The organism is Nocardioides sp. YIM 152315 (assembly GCF_029210375.1).
In the GTDB taxonomy this organism is placed as follows: Bacteria; Actinomycetota; Actinomycetes; order Propionibacteriales; family Nocardioidaceae; genus Nocardioides.
Map to the genome: position 1 here is coordinate 1 of NZ_JARGER010000016.1, position 16,542 is coordinate 16,542.

16 protein-coding genes are annotated in these 16,542 nt (G+C 72.0%); 3 read left to right on the forward strand and 13 right to left on the reverse strand.

What is annotated here, in order from left to right:
* Nucleotides 1-121: 121 nt before the first annotated feature.
* The gene (locus tag PZ894_RS05005) at nucleotides 122-1,525 is read left to right on the forward strand and encodes a hypothetical protein (protein WP_275743036.1); all 1,404 of its coding nucleotides are present in this window, start codon (nucleotides 122-124) and stop codon (nucleotides 1,523-1,525) included.
* Here the strand turns inward: PZ894_RS05005 and PZ894_RS05010 are convergent.
* The 3 genes from PZ894_RS05010 to smpB are packed head-to-tail and all read right to left on the reverse strand — an operon-like array spanning nucleotide 1,522 to nucleotide 3,464.
* Nucleotides 1,522-2,097, reverse strand: coding sequence for a DNA polymerase ligase N-terminal domain-containing protein (locus PZ894_RS05010; protein WP_275743038.1), 576 nt, complete (start codon nucleotides 2,095-2,097; stop codon nucleotides 1,522-1,524). The genes PZ894_RS05005 and PZ894_RS05010 overlap by 4 nt on opposite strands.
* A 22-nt stretch (nucleotides 2,098-2,119) precedes the next feature.
* Nucleotides 2,120-2,992 (reverse strand): amidohydrolase family protein, encoded by an 873-nt coding sequence (locus PZ894_RS05015; RefSeq protein ID WP_275743040.1) that lies wholly within the window; start codon nucleotides 2,990-2,992, stop codon nucleotides 2,120-2,122.
* Nucleotides 2,985-3,464, reverse strand: coding sequence for an SsrA-binding protein SmpB (gene smpB, locus PZ894_RS05020; protein ID WP_275743042.1), 480 nt, complete (start codon nucleotides 3,462-3,464; stop codon nucleotides 2,985-2,987). The genes PZ894_RS05015 and smpB overlap by 8 nt, the downstream gene beginning before the upstream one ends.
* 74 nt (nucleotides 3,465-3,538) lie before the next feature.
* Between smpB and PZ894_RS05025 the strand changes: the two genes are divergently transcribed.
* Complete coding sequence (locus tag PZ894_RS05025; RefSeq protein WP_275743044.1) at nucleotides 3,539-6,343, forward strand: DUF2804 family protein; 2,805 nt, start codon at nucleotides 3,539-3,541, stop codon at nucleotides 6,341-6,343.
* A 10-nt stretch (nucleotides 6,344-6,353) separates the two neighbouring features.
* Here PZ894_RS05025 and PZ894_RS05030 read toward each other — a convergent pair whose 3' ends face one another.
* Genes PZ894_RS05030 through ftsE form a run of 3 tightly spaced genes read right to left on the reverse strand, consistent with a single transcriptional unit; the run spans nucleotide 6,354 to nucleotide 9,327 of the window.
* Entirely contained in the window at nucleotides 6,354-7,616 is a 1,263-nt protein-coding gene (locus PZ894_RS05030) for a M23 family metallopeptidase (protein WP_275743046.1), read from the reverse strand.
* A gap of 55 nt (nucleotides 7,617-7,671) precedes the next feature.
* Nucleotides 7,672-8,583 (reverse strand): permease-like cell division protein FtsX, encoded by a 912-nt coding sequence (ftsX, locus tag PZ894_RS05035; RefSeq protein WP_275743048.1) that lies wholly within the window; start codon nucleotides 8,581-8,583, stop codon nucleotides 7,672-7,674.
* A gap of 54 nt (nucleotides 8,584-8,637) precedes the next feature.
* Entirely contained in the window at nucleotides 8,638-9,327 is a 690-nt protein-coding gene (gene ftsE, locus PZ894_RS05040) for a cell division ATP-binding protein FtsE (protein WP_275743051.1), read from the reverse strand.
* Nucleotides 9,328-9,384: 57 nt separating this feature from the next.
* On the opposite strand from ftsE, the gene PZ894_RS05045 reads away from it, so the two are divergent.
* The gene (locus tag PZ894_RS05045) at nucleotides 9,385-9,996 is read left to right on the forward strand and encodes a hypothetical protein (protein WP_275743053.1); all 612 of its coding nucleotides are present in this window, start codon (nucleotides 9,385-9,387) and stop codon (nucleotides 9,994-9,996) included.
* 172 nt (nucleotides 9,997-10,168) lie between these two features.
* Here PZ894_RS05045 and PZ894_RS05050 read toward each other — a convergent pair whose 3' ends face one another.
* From PZ894_RS05050 to PZ894_RS05080, 7 genes are all read right to left on the reverse strand, one after another.
* A complete protein-coding gene (locus PZ894_RS05050; protein WP_275743055.1) occupies nucleotides 10,169-11,044 on the reverse strand; it encodes an oxygenase MpaB family protein in 876 nt (291 codons plus the stop codon).
* A 27-nt stretch (nucleotides 11,045-11,071) separates the two neighbouring features.
* Nucleotides 11,072-11,695 carry a DUF6518 family protein gene (locus PZ894_RS05055; protein ID WP_275743115.1) on the reverse strand — a complete coding sequence of 208 codons (624 nt, stop codon included), beginning with the start codon at nucleotides 11,693-11,695 and terminating at the stop codon, nucleotides 11,072-11,074.
* Nucleotides 11,659-12,777, reverse strand: a complete 1,119-nt coding sequence (gene prfB / locus PZ894_RS05060) for a peptide chain release factor 2 (RefSeq protein WP_275743057.1) — start codon at nucleotides 12,775-12,777, stop codon at nucleotides 11,659-11,661. Before prfB ends, PZ894_RS05055 begins: the two co-directional genes overlap by 37 nt.
* Before the next feature lie 35 nt (nucleotides 12,778-12,812).
* Nucleotides 12,813-13,565, reverse strand: a complete 753-nt coding sequence (locus PZ894_RS05065; RefSeq protein WP_275743059.1) for a response regulator — start codon at nucleotides 13,563-13,565, stop codon at nucleotides 12,813-12,815.
* A gap of 9 nt (nucleotides 13,566-13,574) precedes the next feature.
* Complete coding sequence (locus PZ894_RS05070; protein ID WP_275743061.1) at nucleotides 13,575-15,569, reverse strand: PAS domain S-box protein; 1,995 nt, start codon at nucleotides 15,567-15,569, stop codon at nucleotides 13,575-13,577.
* Nucleotides 15,570-15,605: 36 nt separating this feature from the next.
* Nucleotides 15,606-16,070 carry a CAP domain-containing protein gene (locus PZ894_RS05075; protein WP_275743063.1) on the reverse strand — a complete coding sequence of 155 codons (465 nt, stop codon included), beginning with the start codon at nucleotides 16,068-16,070 and terminating at the stop codon, nucleotides 15,606-15,608.
* Between the two features lie 73 nt (nucleotides 16,071-16,143).
* On the reverse strand, nucleotides 16,144-16,512 hold the full coding sequence (locus PZ894_RS05080) for a helix-turn-helix domain-containing protein (RefSeq protein WP_275743065.1): 369 nt from the start codon (nucleotides 16,510-16,512) through the stop codon (nucleotides 16,144-16,146).
* Between the last annotated feature and the right edge of the window lie 30 nt (nucleotides 16,513-16,542).

Here is a 16,542-nt window from a genome sequence, read left to right on the forward strand (position 1 = left end):
GACACACCGAGTGTCACCGATGTCCTGACACAGAACTGTCACCCATGTCCTGAGACATCACAGGTCGCCGTTGCTTGAGTCAGGGCTTGTATCCGAACCTATGTTCGGATAGAGTGTGTGCATGGGGCGACCTGCCACCGACGATCTCGACGCCGCGGCCACTCTGGCCGCGGCTGAGACCGCCCTGGTCGAGCGGCGCGCGGCACAGGTGCGGGACCTGCTGCTGATGCTGCACTGGGCCGACCTGCACTCCGGTGACCCGCAGGCCGAGCCCGGCGCGACGCCGGCGAGTCGCGGCGGGGACAAGCTGGTCAGCCTGGGCGGGGACGGTACCCCGCCGGTGCAGGAGCTGTGCCTCCACGAGCTGGCCATCGCCCGGCAGACCCACCCCGCCTCCACCCGCGCGACGATGGCCGACGCCCTCGACCTGCGCCACCGGCTTCCCCGCACCTGGGCGCTGGTCCTCGAGCTGGCCTGCGAGCCCTGGGTGGCCACCAAGGTCGCCCGGATGGCACGCCGCCTCGACCATGACCAGGCCCGCCTGGTCGACACCGCAGTCGCCGACGCGATCGCCGGACAGTCCGCGGGCCGGGTCCTGACCATCGCCGAGGCCAAGGTCATCGAGGCCGACACCGCCGCTCATCTCGCGCGCCTCGAGGAGGAGCGTCGTCGCCGCGGCGTGTGGCTCGGTCGCACCGACCTCGAGACCGGCACCCGAGGCGTCTTCGCGCGCGTCGAACCCGGAGATGCCACCCTCGTCGACGCCCGGATCGAGCAGATCGCCGAGGCGCTGCTGGCCCGACCCGACCTGCTCCGAGCCCACCACCCCGATCTGCCCGCAGCCCTCGACGATCTGACCCGCGACGAGCTCCGTGCGATCGCGTTCGGATGGCTGGCCCGACCAACCGACGTCCACGAGCTGCTCAACGCCATCGGCCGGCCCGACACCGAAGTCGCCCGCAGGCCCCATCACCGCGCCGTGATGTACCTGCACCTGCACGAGTCCGCCCTCGCCGGCACAGCGACCGGCCTCGTCCGCGTCGAGGGACTCGGCCCGATGCTGCTCGAACAGGTCACCAGGCTCCTCGGACACGCCCACGTGACCCTCAAGCCCGTCATCGACCTCGACGAACACGTCTCGGTCAACGCCTACGAGTTCCCAACCGCCGTCTCCGAACGCACTCGGCTGCGCTGCGTCGGCGACGTCTTCCCCCACGCGGTCAACACCGCGACGATGACCGGCCGCTACGACGACGACCACCCCGTGCCCTACGACCCCGGCGGACCACCCGGCCAGACCGGCGACCACAACAACGCGCCGCTGTCCCGCTCCCACCACCGCGCCAAGACCCACCGCGGCTACCGAGTCAGACAAGTCGATGACGCCACCTACCTCTGGACCACGCCCCACGGACTGACGCGACTCGTGGACCGCACCGGCACCCACCAGCTCACCGAGACCGACGCATGGACCCTCACCCACACCCACGAGCTCGACGCCGCGCTCGCGCGAACCTGCGTCTAGAGGTCCTCGTTGGTCCTGCCGCTGAGCACGGACTCGTTCTGGGTCGAGGTCGGCTTGCGGCGCCGGTCGGCTCCGTCGTCGTCGACCTTGACCAGCATCCAGTTCTTCTCGTCGCCGCCCATCCTGGTGTGCGTCAGGGCGAACGCCCCGGTGAGCTTCTCGCCGTGCAGGGCGACCTTCACGTGGCCGGCGTCGATCGCGTCCGCGAGGTCGACCGGCTCGCCCTTGCGCTCGGTGACGTTGTCGAAGGTGCCGGTGTCCCAGACGATCACCGTGCCCTCGCCGTACCCCTCGCCGATCCGACCCTCGAAGTCGGCGTAGTCGAGCGGGTGGTCCTCGACCTGCACGGCCAGCCGCTTGTCGCGCGGGTCGAGCGACGGGCCCTTCGGCACCGCCCACGACGCCAGCACACCGTCGACCTCGAGCCGGAAGTCGAAGTGCAGGCTCGAGGCGTCGTGGCGTTGCACGACGAAGATCGCCTCGCGGTGACCTCGACGGCGGTGGCCGGCCGGCTCGCCGGAGGCGCCGGTGTCGCGCTTGCCACGGTACGTCGAGAGTCGGTCCTTGCTCACGCCGTCCGGGTACCCGGAACCGTCAGCGGCCGAACAGCGCGGCGCCGTTCTCCCAACAGACCGCGCGCAGCCAGTCGTCGCCGAGGTCGAGCCGCGCCAGACCCTCGAGCTGGTGGACGTAGGGGTAGGGGATCGTCGGGAAGTCGCTGCCGAGCAGCACCCTCGGCTGCAGGCCGCGCAACCGCGGCACCAGCTCGGCCGGGTAGGGCGGGAAGAAGTCGGTGAAGACCATCGTCGTGTCGAGCCGGACCTCGTCGTAGGTCTCGGCGAGCGCCAGGAACTCCGCGCACTCCGGCGCGCCCATGTGGGCGAGCACCAGACGCAGTCTGGGGTGCCGGCGCAGCAACCGCTCGGTCGACGCGGGGCCGGTGAACTCGTTGCCGACCGGCCCGGAGCCCGCGTGCACGACGACCGGCGTGCCGGCGTCCTCGAGCTGCCCCCAGACGCCGTCGAGCAGGGGGGCGTCGAGGTGGAACTCCCCCACCTGCAGGTGCACCTTGAAGATCTCGACGCCCGCGGCGATCGCCTCCCCGACGTACGCCGCGGCGGACTCCTCGGGGAAGAACGTCGCCGAGCGCAGCGACTCCGGCACCTCGCGCGCGAACCCGGCGGCCCAGTCGTTGAGGTACGCCGCGACGCCGGGCTTGTGCGCGTAGGGCAGCGTCGGGAAGTGCCGCACGCCCATGGCGCGCAGGATCTCGACGCGGTCGGCGTGGTCCTGGCGGTAGCGGATCGGCCACTCGCGGCCGATCTTCGGCCCGGCCGCGTCGAAGACGGCGTACACGGCCCGCTGGATGTTCGGCGGCAGGAAGTGGACGTGGACGTCGAAGAGGCCGGGCAGACCGAGCCGCTCCCAGAAGGCCCGGACGGGCTCGACGTCCGGATGGTCAGTCACGCATGCCCTTGAGGTGTCGGCCCAGCGCCTGCTGCTTCTCCCGGTTGGCCTGCCGCTCCGCCAGCGCAGCCCGCTTGTCCCAGGACTTCTTGCCCTTGGCGAGCGCGATCTCGACCTTCGCGCGACCGTCCTTGAAGTAGAGGGCCAGCGGCACGACGGTCAGGCCCTTCTCGTTCACGCGCCGCTCGATCTTGTCGATCTCGACGCGGTTGAGCAGCAGCTTCCGCTTGCGCCGGGCCGCGTGGTTGGTCCAGGTGCCCTGGGAGTACTCCGGGATGTGCACGCCGTGCAGCCACGCCTCGTGGCCGTCGATGTCGACGAACCCGTCGACCAGCGACGCGCGCCCCATCCGCAGCGACTTCACCTCGGTGCCCTGGAGGACCAGGCCCGCCTCGTAGGTGTCCTCGATGTGATAGTCGTGTCGCGCCTTCTTGTTCTGCGCGACGACCTTGCGCCCCTGCTCCCTGGCCATGGCCCCATCCTCCCAAATCCCGGCAACCCGATATCAGCCCACCCGACGCGGCACGTGTGCCCTAGGGTCCGGCCATGAGGACCCCGTGGGCCGACGGGCTCGACCCCGACTCCGTGCTGCCCGAGTACCCGCGGCCGCAGCTGGTGCGCGACTCCTACCTCAATCTCAACGGACGGTGGGACCACGCGTTCACCGCCGCCTCGGTCCGCCGGGCGCCGAGCCGGTGGGACGGGGAGATCCTCGTGCCGTTCTCGCCGGAGGCGCCACTCTCCGGCGTCGGCCGGACCCTGCAGCCCGACGAGGCGCTGTGGTACCGACGCACCTTCGTGCTGCCGGCCGGGTTCGTGCGCGACCGGGTGCTGCTGCACTTCGGCGCGGTCGACCAGGACTGCGAGGTCTGGGTGGACGGCGCGCCGGTCGGCGGCCACCGCGGCGGCTACCTGCCGTTCGCCCTCGACGTCTCCGACGCACTGCGCGACGCCGCCGACCACGAGATCGACCACGAGATCGTGGTGCGGGTCCGCGACGTCACCGACACCTCGTGGCGCAGCCGTGGCAAGCAGCAGCTCCGGCCCGGCGGCATCTGGTACACCGCGCAGTCCGGGATCTGGCAGACGGTCTGGCTCGAGTCCGTGCCGCGCGCCCGGGTCGACCGGCTGATGCTGACGCCGCATCTCGAGACCGGCGAGGTCGAGGTGGAGGTCGTGGCCGCCGGGCCGGTCGCCGGCACCGCCGAGATCGTGGTGCTGGCCGAGGGCGTCGAGGTGGTACGCCGCGATGTCGAGGTCGGCGTGCCCACCCGGCTCCCGTTGGGCCCGCACGTGCGCAGGTGGTCGCCGGAGGACCCCTTCCTGTACGACGTGTCGGTGGGCCTGGGCGACGACCGGGTCGGGAGCTACGTCGGGATGCGGTCCTTCGGGATCGGCCCCGACGCGGCCGGCCGCACCCGTCTGCTGCTCAACGGCGAGCCCTACCTCCACGCCGGCCTGCTGGACCAGGGCTACTGGCCGGACGGTCTCTACACGGCCCCGTCCGACGAGGCTCTGGTCCACGACATCCGCACCGCCCGCGACCTCGGCTTCACGATGCTGCGCAAGCACATCAAGATCGAGCCGCTGCGGTGGTACCACCACTGCGACCGGCTCGGGATGCTCGTGTGGCAGGACCTGGTCAACGGCGGGCGGCGCTACCACCCGGCGGTGGTCACGACGCCAGTGGCGGCCCCGGTATGCCTCGACGACTCCCGCCACCGGGTGTTCGGGCGGCAGGACGCCGAGGGCCGGGCCGAGTTCCTCGACGAGGCGGACGCGACCGTCGAGCTGCTGCGCTCGGTGCCGAGCGTCGCGGTGTGGGTGCCGTTCAACGAGGGCTGGGGCCAGTTCGACGCCCGTCGGGTCGCCGACCGGGTGAAGCGGCTCGACCCCACCCGCGTCGTCGACCACGCCAGCGGCTGGCACGACCAGGGCGCGGGCGACCTCGCCAGCCGGCACGTCTACCTCCGCCCCTACCGGCTGTCCCGGTCCGACGCCGAGGACCGGCGGGCGGCGGTGCTCTCGGAGTACGGCGGCTGCTCCCACCGGGTGGCCGGCCACACGTGGAGCGCCACGGAGTTCGGCTACCGCCGGTACGCCGACCGCGACGCCTTCGAGCGCGCCTTCCTGCGGCTGCAGCACGCCCAGGTCGGCCCGGCCGTCGAGGCCGGGCTGTCGGGCTTCGTCTACACCCAGCTCGCCGACGTCGAGGAGGAGACCAACGGGCTGATGACCTACGACCGCCGGGTCCTGAAGGTGGACGCCGACGCCGTCCGCGCGTCCAACCGACGGCTGCGCCAGCGGCACGACCACGCCGCGGGCTCGCCCGCGCTGCCGTTGCCGATCCGCGAGCGGGAGATCACCGCGCCCGTCGCGCTGACCCGCGCCGACGGCCGACTCAACCCCGAGGCGGTCGGCTGGACCCGCACGCCACTGATCACCACCGACGGCATCGGGCGGGGACGGCGCGGCCGCGGGCGCAACAAGCGCTGGGAGTACTGGGCGGTGACCACGCCGACGCACGTCGTGGCGCTGGTGCTCTCCCACCTCGACTACGCCGGGGTGCACGGCATCTGGGTGCTGGACCGCGCCACCGGGGAGGAGATCGCCCACGACGCGATCACACCGCTCGGCCGCGGTGCCAGGCTGCCCGGCACGCTCGGCGCGGGCCCGGCGACCGCCCGCGCCGGCACGATGCGGATCGAGGTCGAGGAGGTCGAGGGCGGCACGAGGCTGCGTGCCCGCGGGCCGCGCGTGGAGATCGACGTGCTCGCCCACCGGCCCGAGGGGCACGAGTGCCTCGGGGTGGTCGTGCCGTGGTCGGACCGGCTCTTCCAGTACACCGTCAAGGACGTCGCGCGCCCGGCCACCGGCACGATCCGGGTCGACGGGGCGACCCACGACGTACCCGCCGGCGAATCCTGGGGCACCCTCGACCACGGCCGCGGACGATGGCCCTACGCCGTGCGCTGGAACTGGGGTGCCGGCTCGGGCCGGGTCGACGGCCGGGTGATCGGCCTCCAGGTCGGCGGCCGCTGGACCGACGGCACCGGCTCGGTGGAGAACGCACTGGTCGTCGACGGCCACCTGTCGAAGATCAGCGAGGAGCTGGTCTGGGACTACCGCACCGACGACTGGCTCGCCCCGTGGCAGATCGCGGGCGAGGCGGTCGAGCTGACCTTCACGCCGTTCCACCTCAAGGCCTCCGACGTGGACCTCAAGGTCCTCTCCACGCACAGCCGCCAGTGCTTCGGGCACTGGTCGGGCCGGGTGCGCGACGACGCCGGGGAGTGGATCCGCATCGCGGACCTCACCGGCTGGGCCGAGGACGTGCGCCAGCGCTGGTGACCGGGTCGGCTCAGGGCAGCCAGTTCATCGGGTCGACGGCGTTGCCGTTGACCAGCAGCGTGAAGTGCAGGTGGCAGCCGGTGGACCAGCCGGTCGAGCCGACGTAGCCGACGACGTCGCCCTGGTTGACGTGGGCGCCGACGCCGACGCGGTAACCGGTCGCGTGGTTGTAGACGGCGGTCACGTTGGCGCCGTTGATGCTGCCGAGCGAGACGTAGAGGCGGTTGCCGTAGACGTCGGACCAGTAGCGCGCGATCACGGTGCCGCCGGCGATCGCCCGCATGGGCTCGCCACACGAGACGCCGAAGTCGGTGCCGTCGTGGAGGCCCCAGTAGTGGTAGATCGGGTGCTCGCGGTAGCCGAACGACGAGGTGACCGACCCCGGGACGGGCCGGATGAAGAGCCCGTTCGTCGGGCCCTGGTAGCCGCCGCGGGCCCGGCGCTGGGCCGCGAGGATGCGCTGCTTGATGGCCGCCTCGCGCTTCTTGGCGGCGCGCAGCGCGCGGAGGTCGTGGACGCGTGCCCGCTTCGCGGCCTGACGGCTCTCGGCCCGGGTCAGCACCAGCTGGTGCACCTTGTCGCGGGCGGAGCGCTTGCCGGCGCGCAGGTCCTCCATCAGCACCAGGTGCTCGGCCGCCGCCTTCCGCTGCACCTCCACCGCGTCCCGGGCGTCCTCGACCTGGCCCTCGCGGACCTCGAGGAGCACCTCGGCCGCGTGGAGGTCGTCGTACGCCCGGGTCTCGCGGCCGACGATGACGTTGCGCGCCTCCATCTGACGGGTCAGGTCGGCGGGCGTCTGGGCGTCCAGCAGCGCGGAGAAGGCCAGCAGCTCGGGGTCGCCCTCCTCGTAGATGTCACTGATCGTGTCGGCGACCTTCTCGCGCTGGTCGTCGAGCGCGTTGCGACCCTGGGCGAGGTCCTGCTGGGCGGTGTCGAGACGGATCTGCGCGGTGATCAGCCGATCCTGCATCTGGTCGTCGCGCACCTGGGCGGCGGCGAGCTTGGCGTTGGCGGCCTTCAGCTGGGTGCGGGCCTCGGCGAGCTGGGAGCGGGCCCTGGTGAGCGACGCCACGGCGCGCCGCAGCTCCGAGCTCGACTCGCCGAGCGCGTGCTGGGCGTGCCGGACCTGCGCGTGGGCGTTCTTCTGCTTGTGCTTGAGGTCCTTGCCGTCATCGGCCACTGCGAGCGGGGCGACGACGGCGCCGATCGCCAGGCTGGCGACAGCGGTCGCCACGGCCAGGCGTCGGCGTGCGGTACGGGGGAAGAGACGCACCGGGCTGCCTTCACGTGTTCGGGGAGGTGAACGCGACGACGGTAACCCGGCGGAATCACACTTTGAGGTATTTGCGCGTCAGCACGAGTGTCGGGAGCAGGGTGAGCACCGGACCGAGGATCGCGATCGCGATCAGCGCCAAGACGTACTCCGGCATGCCGATCCACGGCATGAACGCCAGGCCGGTCGCGGCGCGCTGGTCGATGCCGAAGTACATGAACGCCGCGAGCGCCCCGCCCGCGAGGACCACGCCGATGACCGCGGTCACCAGCGCCTCGAGGAGGAACGGCAGCGCGATGTAGAGCGTCGACGCGCCGACCAGCCGCATGATGCCGATCTCCTTGCGGCGCGCGAACGCCGCCAGCCGGATGGTGTTGCCGACCAGGAGCAGCGCCGCGAAGACGAGGAACGCCGCGGTCGCCAGCGCCGCCCACTGCAGCGCGTTGATCGAGCCGTAGATCGGCTGGAGCACGTCGCGCATGTCCCGGATGCCCGACACCCCGTCGAGCCCGACGACCGCGCTGGTGATGCCTTCGTACTCGTCCGGGTCGTTGAGCGTGATCCACACCGACTGCGGCATGTCGTCCGCGGTGGCCGCCGGGTTGGGGCCCTCGAACTTCTCCGGTCCGAGGAGCTCCTTGACCTTGTCGAAGGCCTCCTCCTTGGACTCGAAGTGGAAGTCGGAGACCTCGGGGTTCTTCTCGACCTCGGTGGCGATCGCGTCCTTCTGCGCGTCGGTGACCTCGCCGGTGCAGGCGGGGTTGTCGTCCCGGTCCTTGCACAGCCACACGGTGATCTGCAGCTGGTTGCCCCAGTGCTGGGCGGCCTTGTCGGCCTGCTGGTTGAGCAGCACCCCGAGACCGACGAGGGTCAGGGAGACGAAGAGGGTCAGGATGACCGCGATGTGCATGGACAGGTTCCGGCGCAGGCCCTGGCCGAGCTCGGAGAAGACGTAACGCAGCTGCATGTGGGTGGAGGGTTCCTTCGGGTCGTCAGTCTGGCAGTCCGGGAGCGGGCCCGCTCAGTGCTGGAATCCGTACACGCCCTGCGCCTGGTCGCGGACCAGGCGGCCGCTGTCGAGCTCGATCACGCGCTTGCGCATCTGGTCGACGATCCCGGCGTCGTGCGTCGCCATCAGCACGGTGGTGCCGGTGCGGTTGATCCGGTCGAGGAGCTTCATGATGCCGACCGAGGTGGTCGGGTCGAGGTTGCCGGTCGGCTCGTCGGCGATCAGGATCATCGGGCGGTTGACAAACGCCCGGGCGATCGCGACCCGCTGCTGCTCACCACCGGAGAGCTCGTCGGGCAGCCGGTCACCCTTGCCCTCCAGGCCGACGAGCTCGAGCGTCTCGGGCACGACCTCGTTGATGTCGGAGCGGGACCGGCCGATCACCTGGAGGGCGAAGGCGACGTTCTCGGAGACGGTCTTGTTGTTGAGCAGGCGGAAGTCCTGGAAGACGGTGCCGATCTGGCGGCGCATCCGCGGGACCTTCCAGCTCGCCAGCCGGTTGATCTCCTTGCCGGCGACGTACACGCGCCCGGAGGTCGGGCGGGCCTCCCGCAGGACGAGACGGAGGAAGGTCGACTTGCCGGAGCCCGAGGTGCCCACGAGGAAGACGAACTCCCCCTTCTCGACGTCGACCGACACGTTGTCGAGCGCCGAGTGGGTCTGACCTGGGTAGGTCTTCACGACCTTCTCGAAGCGGATCACGGGAGACGAGCGTATCCGCTGCACCTGAGAAGACCGACCAAGGCGTACGTTGGGGGCATGCTCCCGCGGACCCGCGCACTCTCCGCCGTCGTGCTGACGACGGCGCTCCTGGGCCTGGCCGCCTGCGGCGACGACACCGGCGAGCCCACCACCTCCGCCGACACCACGGCCTCGGAGACGCCGACGCCGTCGGAGTCGGCGTCCGCCGCGCCGACCAGCGCCCGCACCGACTTCTGCGCCCATATCCCGCGGGCGGCGATCGAGGAAGCGATCCTCGGCAAGTCGATCTACGACGAGGTCTGGAACGCCGGCGACAAGTTCGAGGTCGTCGGCGGAGCGCACCAGGAGGGCGCCGAGTTCGGCTGCGCCTGGACCGCGAAGGACGGCACGTCGGTCACGGCGTGGCTGTTCGCCTCCCCCGTGTCCGCCGACGAGGCCGCCACCCTCGTGCAGCAGGCGCGCGACGGCTGCGCGAGGCGGAAGGTCCCCACGCCCGGCGACCCCGCCGTCACCGTGCAGTGCATCAACGACGACGACACCGTCACCCGCACCCAGGCGCTCTACGGCGACGCCTGGCTGTCGTGCTCGCTGCAGACCCCCGGGATCCTGACCCGGCTCTCCCGCGCGGCCGACTGGTGCGCGGCCGTCCGGGACGCCGCGCTGGTCTGAGCGCCCGGCTAGTGGTCGTGCCCGTTGATACGTCGGGGGTATCCGTGCTCAGCGTGCGTGCATCGCAAGGCGGCGGCGCGACGGCATACCGGGTTGTCTACCGAGCGTCGCCAACGCAGCGAGGTGCGTGCGCTGGGTGCGTAGATCCCTGGTGAATCAACGGGGATGACCACTAGTGCCGCACCGGGCAGCCGTGGCGGCCCGGGACCGGGAACGTCCCGAGCCGCTCGATGTCGTAGCCGTCCGGGTAGCTGCGGATCCAGGAGATGTCCTCGATCCGCTTCGGGTCCCTGCGCGCGGGGAAGGTGCGCAGCAGCAGCCCGCGACCCCTGAGCGCCGCGCGGCTGATCCGCTGGACGGCCACCGGCGGCGCGTCGTACCGGAACGCCTCGCGCAGCGGCTGGTCCATGAGCGCCCGGGCGAAGAGCCCGGCGGGCTTCCGCACCGGCCGGGCGTAGAACGTCTTCATCAGCTCGAGGGTGGCGTCGGCGACCCGGCGACCACCCGCGTCGTACGCGAAGTACTGGGCCTCGTAGGAGTCCATGAGCTGCTCGAACCCGGCGTAGGTCTCCGGGACGTCCTTGATGTTCAGGTGCCGGCCGAGGGTCCGGTAGTAGCGCACGCTGGCCTCGACCTCGTTCGCCGTGAACGCGCGCTTGCCGTAGTCGTCCATCCAGCGCTTGGGCACGACGACGAACGTGCTGAGCACGTAGCGGAACTCGTGGTCGGGGATGTCGTAGGCGCGGTGCATCGCGTTGATCCGGCGGATCGCGGCCCTGGACTCGGGGTGCTCGAACCCGAGCCGGGTGGGCGGCTCGAGGAGCAGCGCCGTGTCGTCGTACCGCTTCTGCACGCGGCTGGTGAACTCGCCCGTCCGGTCGAGCAGCCGCCCGATGCCGGGCACGGCGTAGGTGCGGAACAGCGCGAAGCTGAGCGCCTGGTTCATGTCCCATGGGAACTCGTGCATCACGACGTTCTGGTAGATCTCGACGAAGTCGGTCTCGGGGTCGAGCCGGTCGTTGCGTCGCCTCCAGTGGTCGCGCCTCATGCTGCCCAAACTAGGGGAACGTCGGCGTCAGCGGAACGAGAGCAGCGCCTCGTGGACGCCGTACCCGAGGAGGCCGAGGCCGGTGGCGACCGGCACCAGCACGTGGGTGGCGACCCGGCCGCGCGCCGTCGCCCAGACGACCAGGGCGACCGACGTCGCCACCAGCGCGAGGATCACCAGGTTGCGGTGGTCGACGCCGCTGGCACGGGCGTGCGGAATCTCCGCCACCGGCACGCCGGCGAGCACCGCCCACGCGAGCAGCCGCACCGGGCCCGACTCGCTGTGCTCCCCGAGCCACCCGGCGCCACCGAAGAGCCCGCCGAGCAGCGCGCCGCTGACCAGCCAGACCGGCGCGCCGTAGTCGGCCAGCATCGAGCCGCCGGCGCCGAGCGTCGCCTGCCAGAGGTAGTAGGTCACCAGCCCGGCCTCGACGACCGCGACGGCGGTCAGCGCCGCACGACGTACGTCGCGGGCTCCCCGGCCGGCCACGAAGGCCAGCACCAGCCACGGCGTGCCGAGGTCGGGCAGCGCGCGCAGCGCACCGGGCAGGTCCGCACCCTGCGCGGACAGCACGCCGAGCGCGACGCCGCAGCCGACCAGGACCGCGAGCCGCCTCAGTTGGCGTCGGCCTTCTCGGCGCCGCGGCGCCAGCGGATGCCGGCCTCGATGAAGCCGTCGACCTCGCCGTCGAAGACGGCCTGCGGGTTGCCGACCTCGAAGCCGGTGCGCAGGTCCTTGACCATCTGGTAGGGGTTCAGCACGTAGTTGCGCATCTGGTCGCCCCAGGCCGCCGCGACGTCGCCCTTGAGGTCCTTCTTCAGGGCGGCCTCCTCGGCCTTCTTCTTCGCGAGCAGCTTGGCCTTGAGGACGACCATGGCGCTGGCCTTGTTCTGCAGCTGCGACTTCTCGTTCTGGCAGCTCACGACGATGCCGGTCGGGATGTGGGTCAGGCGGACCGCCGAGTCGGTCGTGTTGACCGACTGGCCGCCGGGGCCGCCGGAGCGGAACACGTCGACGCGGACCTCGTTCTCGTCGACCTCGATCTCGTCGGTCTGCTCCAGCACCGGCACCACCTCGATGGCGGCGAACGACGTCTGGCGGCGCCCCTGGTTGTCGAAGGGACTGATCCGCACCAGGCGGTGGGTGCCCGCCTCGACGGAGAGCGTGCCGTAGGCGTACGGGGCGTGGATCGCGAACTCGGCCGACTTGATGCCGGCCTCCTCGGCGTAGGAGACGTCGAAGACCTCGACCGGGTACTTGTGCTGCTCGGCCCAGCGTGTGTACATCCGCATCAGCATCTCGGCGAAGTCGGCGGCGTCCACACCGCCCGCGCCGGAGCGGACGGTCACGATCGCCTCGCGCTCGTCGTACTCGCCGGAGAGGAGCGTGCGCACCTCGAGCGCCTCGATCGACTTCTGCAGGCGACCCAGCTCGGCCTCGGCCTCGGCCAGCGACTCGGCGTCGCCCTCCTCCTGCCCCAGCTCGACGAGGACGCCGAGGTCCTCGACGCGACCCTGGAGGCCGGTGAATCGCTCGAGCTCGCCCTGGAGTGCGGAGAGCCGGCCGGTCACGCGGGTGGCGTTGGCCTGGTCGTCCCACAGGTCCGGTGCGGCGACCTGCTCGCCGAGGTCGGTGATCTCCTTGCGCATCGCGTCGAGGTCGAGCACCTTCTCGATGGTGCTCAACGTCGCCTGGAGCTGCTTGATCTCTGCGTCGAAGTCCGGTCCTGCCACAAGGGGCAAGGGTACGCGGCGCGCGGGCGCCCGGCCTACTCGACTCCGGTGGAGGCGAGCGGAAGCTCCGCCCAGATCCGCTTGCCGCCGGACTCACCGGCCTCCATGCCCCACGACGCGGCGAGTGCGCCGACGAGGTGCAGGCCGCGGCCGTGCTCCTCGGTGTCGGTGAGCGGCTGCGGCTCCGGCGTGCCCGTGCCGTCGTCCTCCACCTCGATCCGCAGCGCCGGCCCGACGGCGGACACGCGGACCCGGTAGGACGACTCGGCGTGGGTCAGCGCGTTCGTGGCCAGCTCGCTCACCACGAGCATCGCGTCGTCGACCGTCGACTCGATCCCCCAGTCCAGGAGCTGGGTGCGCACGAACCGGCGGGCGGTGGCCACGCTGCTCAGGTCGTCGGCGAGGTCGAGCACGGCCTCCTGCCGGGTCGGCCGCCCGACCTCCTCGAGCAGCTCGACGAGGTAGCCGAGCTCGGAGTCCTTGACCACGAACCCGGCCGCGTGGGCGTCGATCCAGGCCCGGTCGACGCCGTCGAGTCCGGAGAAGACGACGACCTTGGCCGACGGCGTCTCGGTGCGGATCCGGCTCAGCAGCTCCTGCCCGGCGATGTCGGGCAGGCCGAGGTCCAGTACGACGACGTCGGGACGCAACAGCGCGGCGAGGTGGACGGCTTCGGCCCCGTCACCCGCCTCGCCCACGACCTCGAACCCGCCCCGGAAACGGAGCGAGGTGCGGACCAGCCGGCGTACCTCAACGACGTCGTCCACAAGGAGGACGCGGATCGGCACGCTCGAAGCCTAGGCGCTGGGACCGAATCTGGGCAGTACCTCGCCGGAGTGTTCACCGCTCGTTGTCGCGCGACCGGCCCCGGCGCGCGGCAGCCGGACCGTGAACGCGCCCGGCGCGGAGCCCTCCGGCGGGCGGTACCAGGCGTCGCCGCCGTGCTCGCGCGCCAGCTCGCGCACGATGTAGAGGCCGAGCCCGGTGCCGCCGGCGGCCCGCCCGGTGGCGAACCGGTCGAAGAGCCGCTCCCGCATCTCCGCGGGCACGCCGACCCCGGCGTCCTGGACCGTCACGAGCACGTCGTCGCCCGCTGCGCGGGCGGCGACGTCCACCGGCGGCTCGCCGTGCGTGACCGCGTTGGCGACCAGGTTGTCGATCGCCTGCCCGAGCCGTCCGGCGTCCCCGACGACCATCAGCCCGGGGTCGGCGTCCACGCCGATCGCGATCTCGGGGAAGCGGCGCCGGGCGGTCGCCACGCTGGCCGCCACGACCGGCGCCACGTCGAGCTGCTCGAGCTGCAGCTCCAACCGGTTGCGCTGCAGCCGGGACGCGGTGAGCAGGTCGTCGAACAGGCGGCGCAGCCGGGTCGCGCTCGAGCTCATCCCCGCGAGCAGCTCGGAGCGCTCGAAGTCCCCCAGCTCGGCCCAGTGGTCCTCGAGCACCTCGGCGGTCCCGCCGAGGACGCTGACCGGCGTGCGGAGCTCGTGGACGGTGACCGCGAGGGAGTGCGCCTGGTCGTCGGCGGACTGCTGCAGCCGGGCGTTGGCCGCGGCCAGGGCGTCCGCCGCCTCCTCGCGCTCCTCGAGCATGCGGCGGCGCTCGGTGATGTCACGCACGACCTTGGCGAAGCCGACGTGCCGGCCCCCGGAGTCACGCACCGCGGTGATCACGACCGTGGCCCAGAACTGGGTGCCGTCCTTGCGGATCCGCCAGCCCTCCTCCTCGTAGCGGCCGTCGCGCCGTGCCAGCTCGAGCTCGTGCTCGGGGTGGCGCGCCTGCTGGAGCGCCGGCGGGTAGAACGCGCGGAAGTGCCGCCCGACGATCTCGTGCTCGGAGTACCCGTTGATGCGCTGGGCTCCGGCGTTCCAGCTCTCGACCACCCCGGCGGGAGAGAGCATGAAGATCGCGTAGTCCTCGACGTTGTCGACCAGCAGCCGGAAGCGGAACTCGCTGCGCCGCAGCTCCTCCTCCGCCCCGCGCTGACGGGTCACGTCCTGCACCTGGACGAAGAGGTAGAGCGGCCGGCCGGAGCCGTCGAGGACCGGCGCCACGGTCGCCACGACCCGTCGCGGTCGCACGATCCCGGCCACCCCGTGCTCGATCCGGCCGGACTCGACGGACCCGTCGAGGATCCCCTCGAGCAGTCGCTCGAGGTCGCCGGCGGCGTCGCCCGCGAACTCGGCGTACGGCGTGCCGACGAGGTCCTCCCGGGACCGCTCGAGGATCGCGCTGAGGGACCCGTTGGCGCGGACGACTCGGCCGGACAGGGTCACCGTCGCCATGCCGATGGCGGCGTCCTCGAAGACCTCGCGGAAGCGCTCCAGGTGGTCGCGGAGCACCCGGCCCTCCGCGTCGTCGACCTCGGTCGGGAGCGGCGGGCTCGTCGGTTCGGCCGCCGGCTCCACGTGTCCCGTCAGTACGTCGAGCAGCTCGCCGGGGAGGCTGTCGAGCGACGTCGACTTCTCGAGGAACGCCGCGGCGCCGAGCTCGAGCGCACGGTGCGCCAGCCCCTCCTCCTGGAAGCCGCTGTACATCACGACCGTGGTGGCCGGCGCCGCCGCGAGCACGTGGGGCAGCGCCTCGAGCCCGTCCATCACCGGCATCGACACGTCGAGCAGCACCAGCGCGGGCTGCAGGCGACGTACGAGGTCGACCGCCTCGGCGCCGTCACCCGCCTCGCCGACCACGTCGAGCAGACCCGACAGGCGGAGCCGCGCACGCACCAGCACGCGAACCTCCGCGGCGTCGTCGACGACCACGATCGTCGGCCGCGACCCGTCCCAGCCCACGCACGGAACCTAGTGCACGGGGGGCGGGTCTGTCGTCTACCCGCGGCCGAAGACCTGCGAGACCCACCACGTGCCTCGGTCGTCGCGGTGGGCGCCGATGCCCATCAGCCGGAAGCGTGGACGCAGGATGTTCTCGCGGTGACCCTCCGAGTGCATCCAGCCCCGGATGACCACCGCTCGGCCGCTCGCGTAGCCGTAGGCGATGTTCTCCCCCGCCGACCTCAGGTCGCACCGGCGCATGATCGGACCGAGCGGCTGGTGCACGAGCTCGCCCTCCCGGGCCAGGTGCCGCGCCCAGCGCTCGGCGAAGCCGGTCAGGCACCGGCGCTCCCGCAGCGCACGCAGGTCGCGCTCGGTGCGCTGGTGGTTGGTCGCGGCGAAGGCGCGGTCGGCGTACCGCTGGGCCGGCGCGTGGGCCTCGGCCGGCACGAGCCAGAGCGCGCTCGTCACCGTCGCCGCACAGAGCGCGGCCAGCACGGATGCTCGGATCCTCGGGTACACGGCACCCCCGGTGGCTGGCGGTCGGACCCTCCGACGGTACCCGGCCCGATCCGGTGGGGCCGCGGCGGCGCGATCAGGAATCACCGGGCTCCCGCGCAGCAGCCGCCGCGTTGGCTGCCTGGATCTCCGGAATGTGCGCCTCGGCCCAGCGTCGCACCGCGCGCAGCGGCTCCAGCAGCGAGCGGCCGAGCTCGGTGAGCTCATACTCCACGCGCGGTGGGTGCTCCTCGTGGTCGGTGCGGGCGACGAGACCGTCGCGCTCGAGGGTCCGCAGCGTCTCGGTGAGGACCTTCGGGGTGATGCCCTGGATGTGCGTCCTGAGCTCGACGAAGCGCAACGGCTGGTGCTCGAGCGCGTTGACCACGAAGACGGTCCAGCGGGCGCCGATGCGGTGGAGGACGACGCGGGACGGACAGGTCCGAGCCATCACGTCGTAGCCCATGGCCGCCTCCGGTTCCCTTGAAGTAACTCG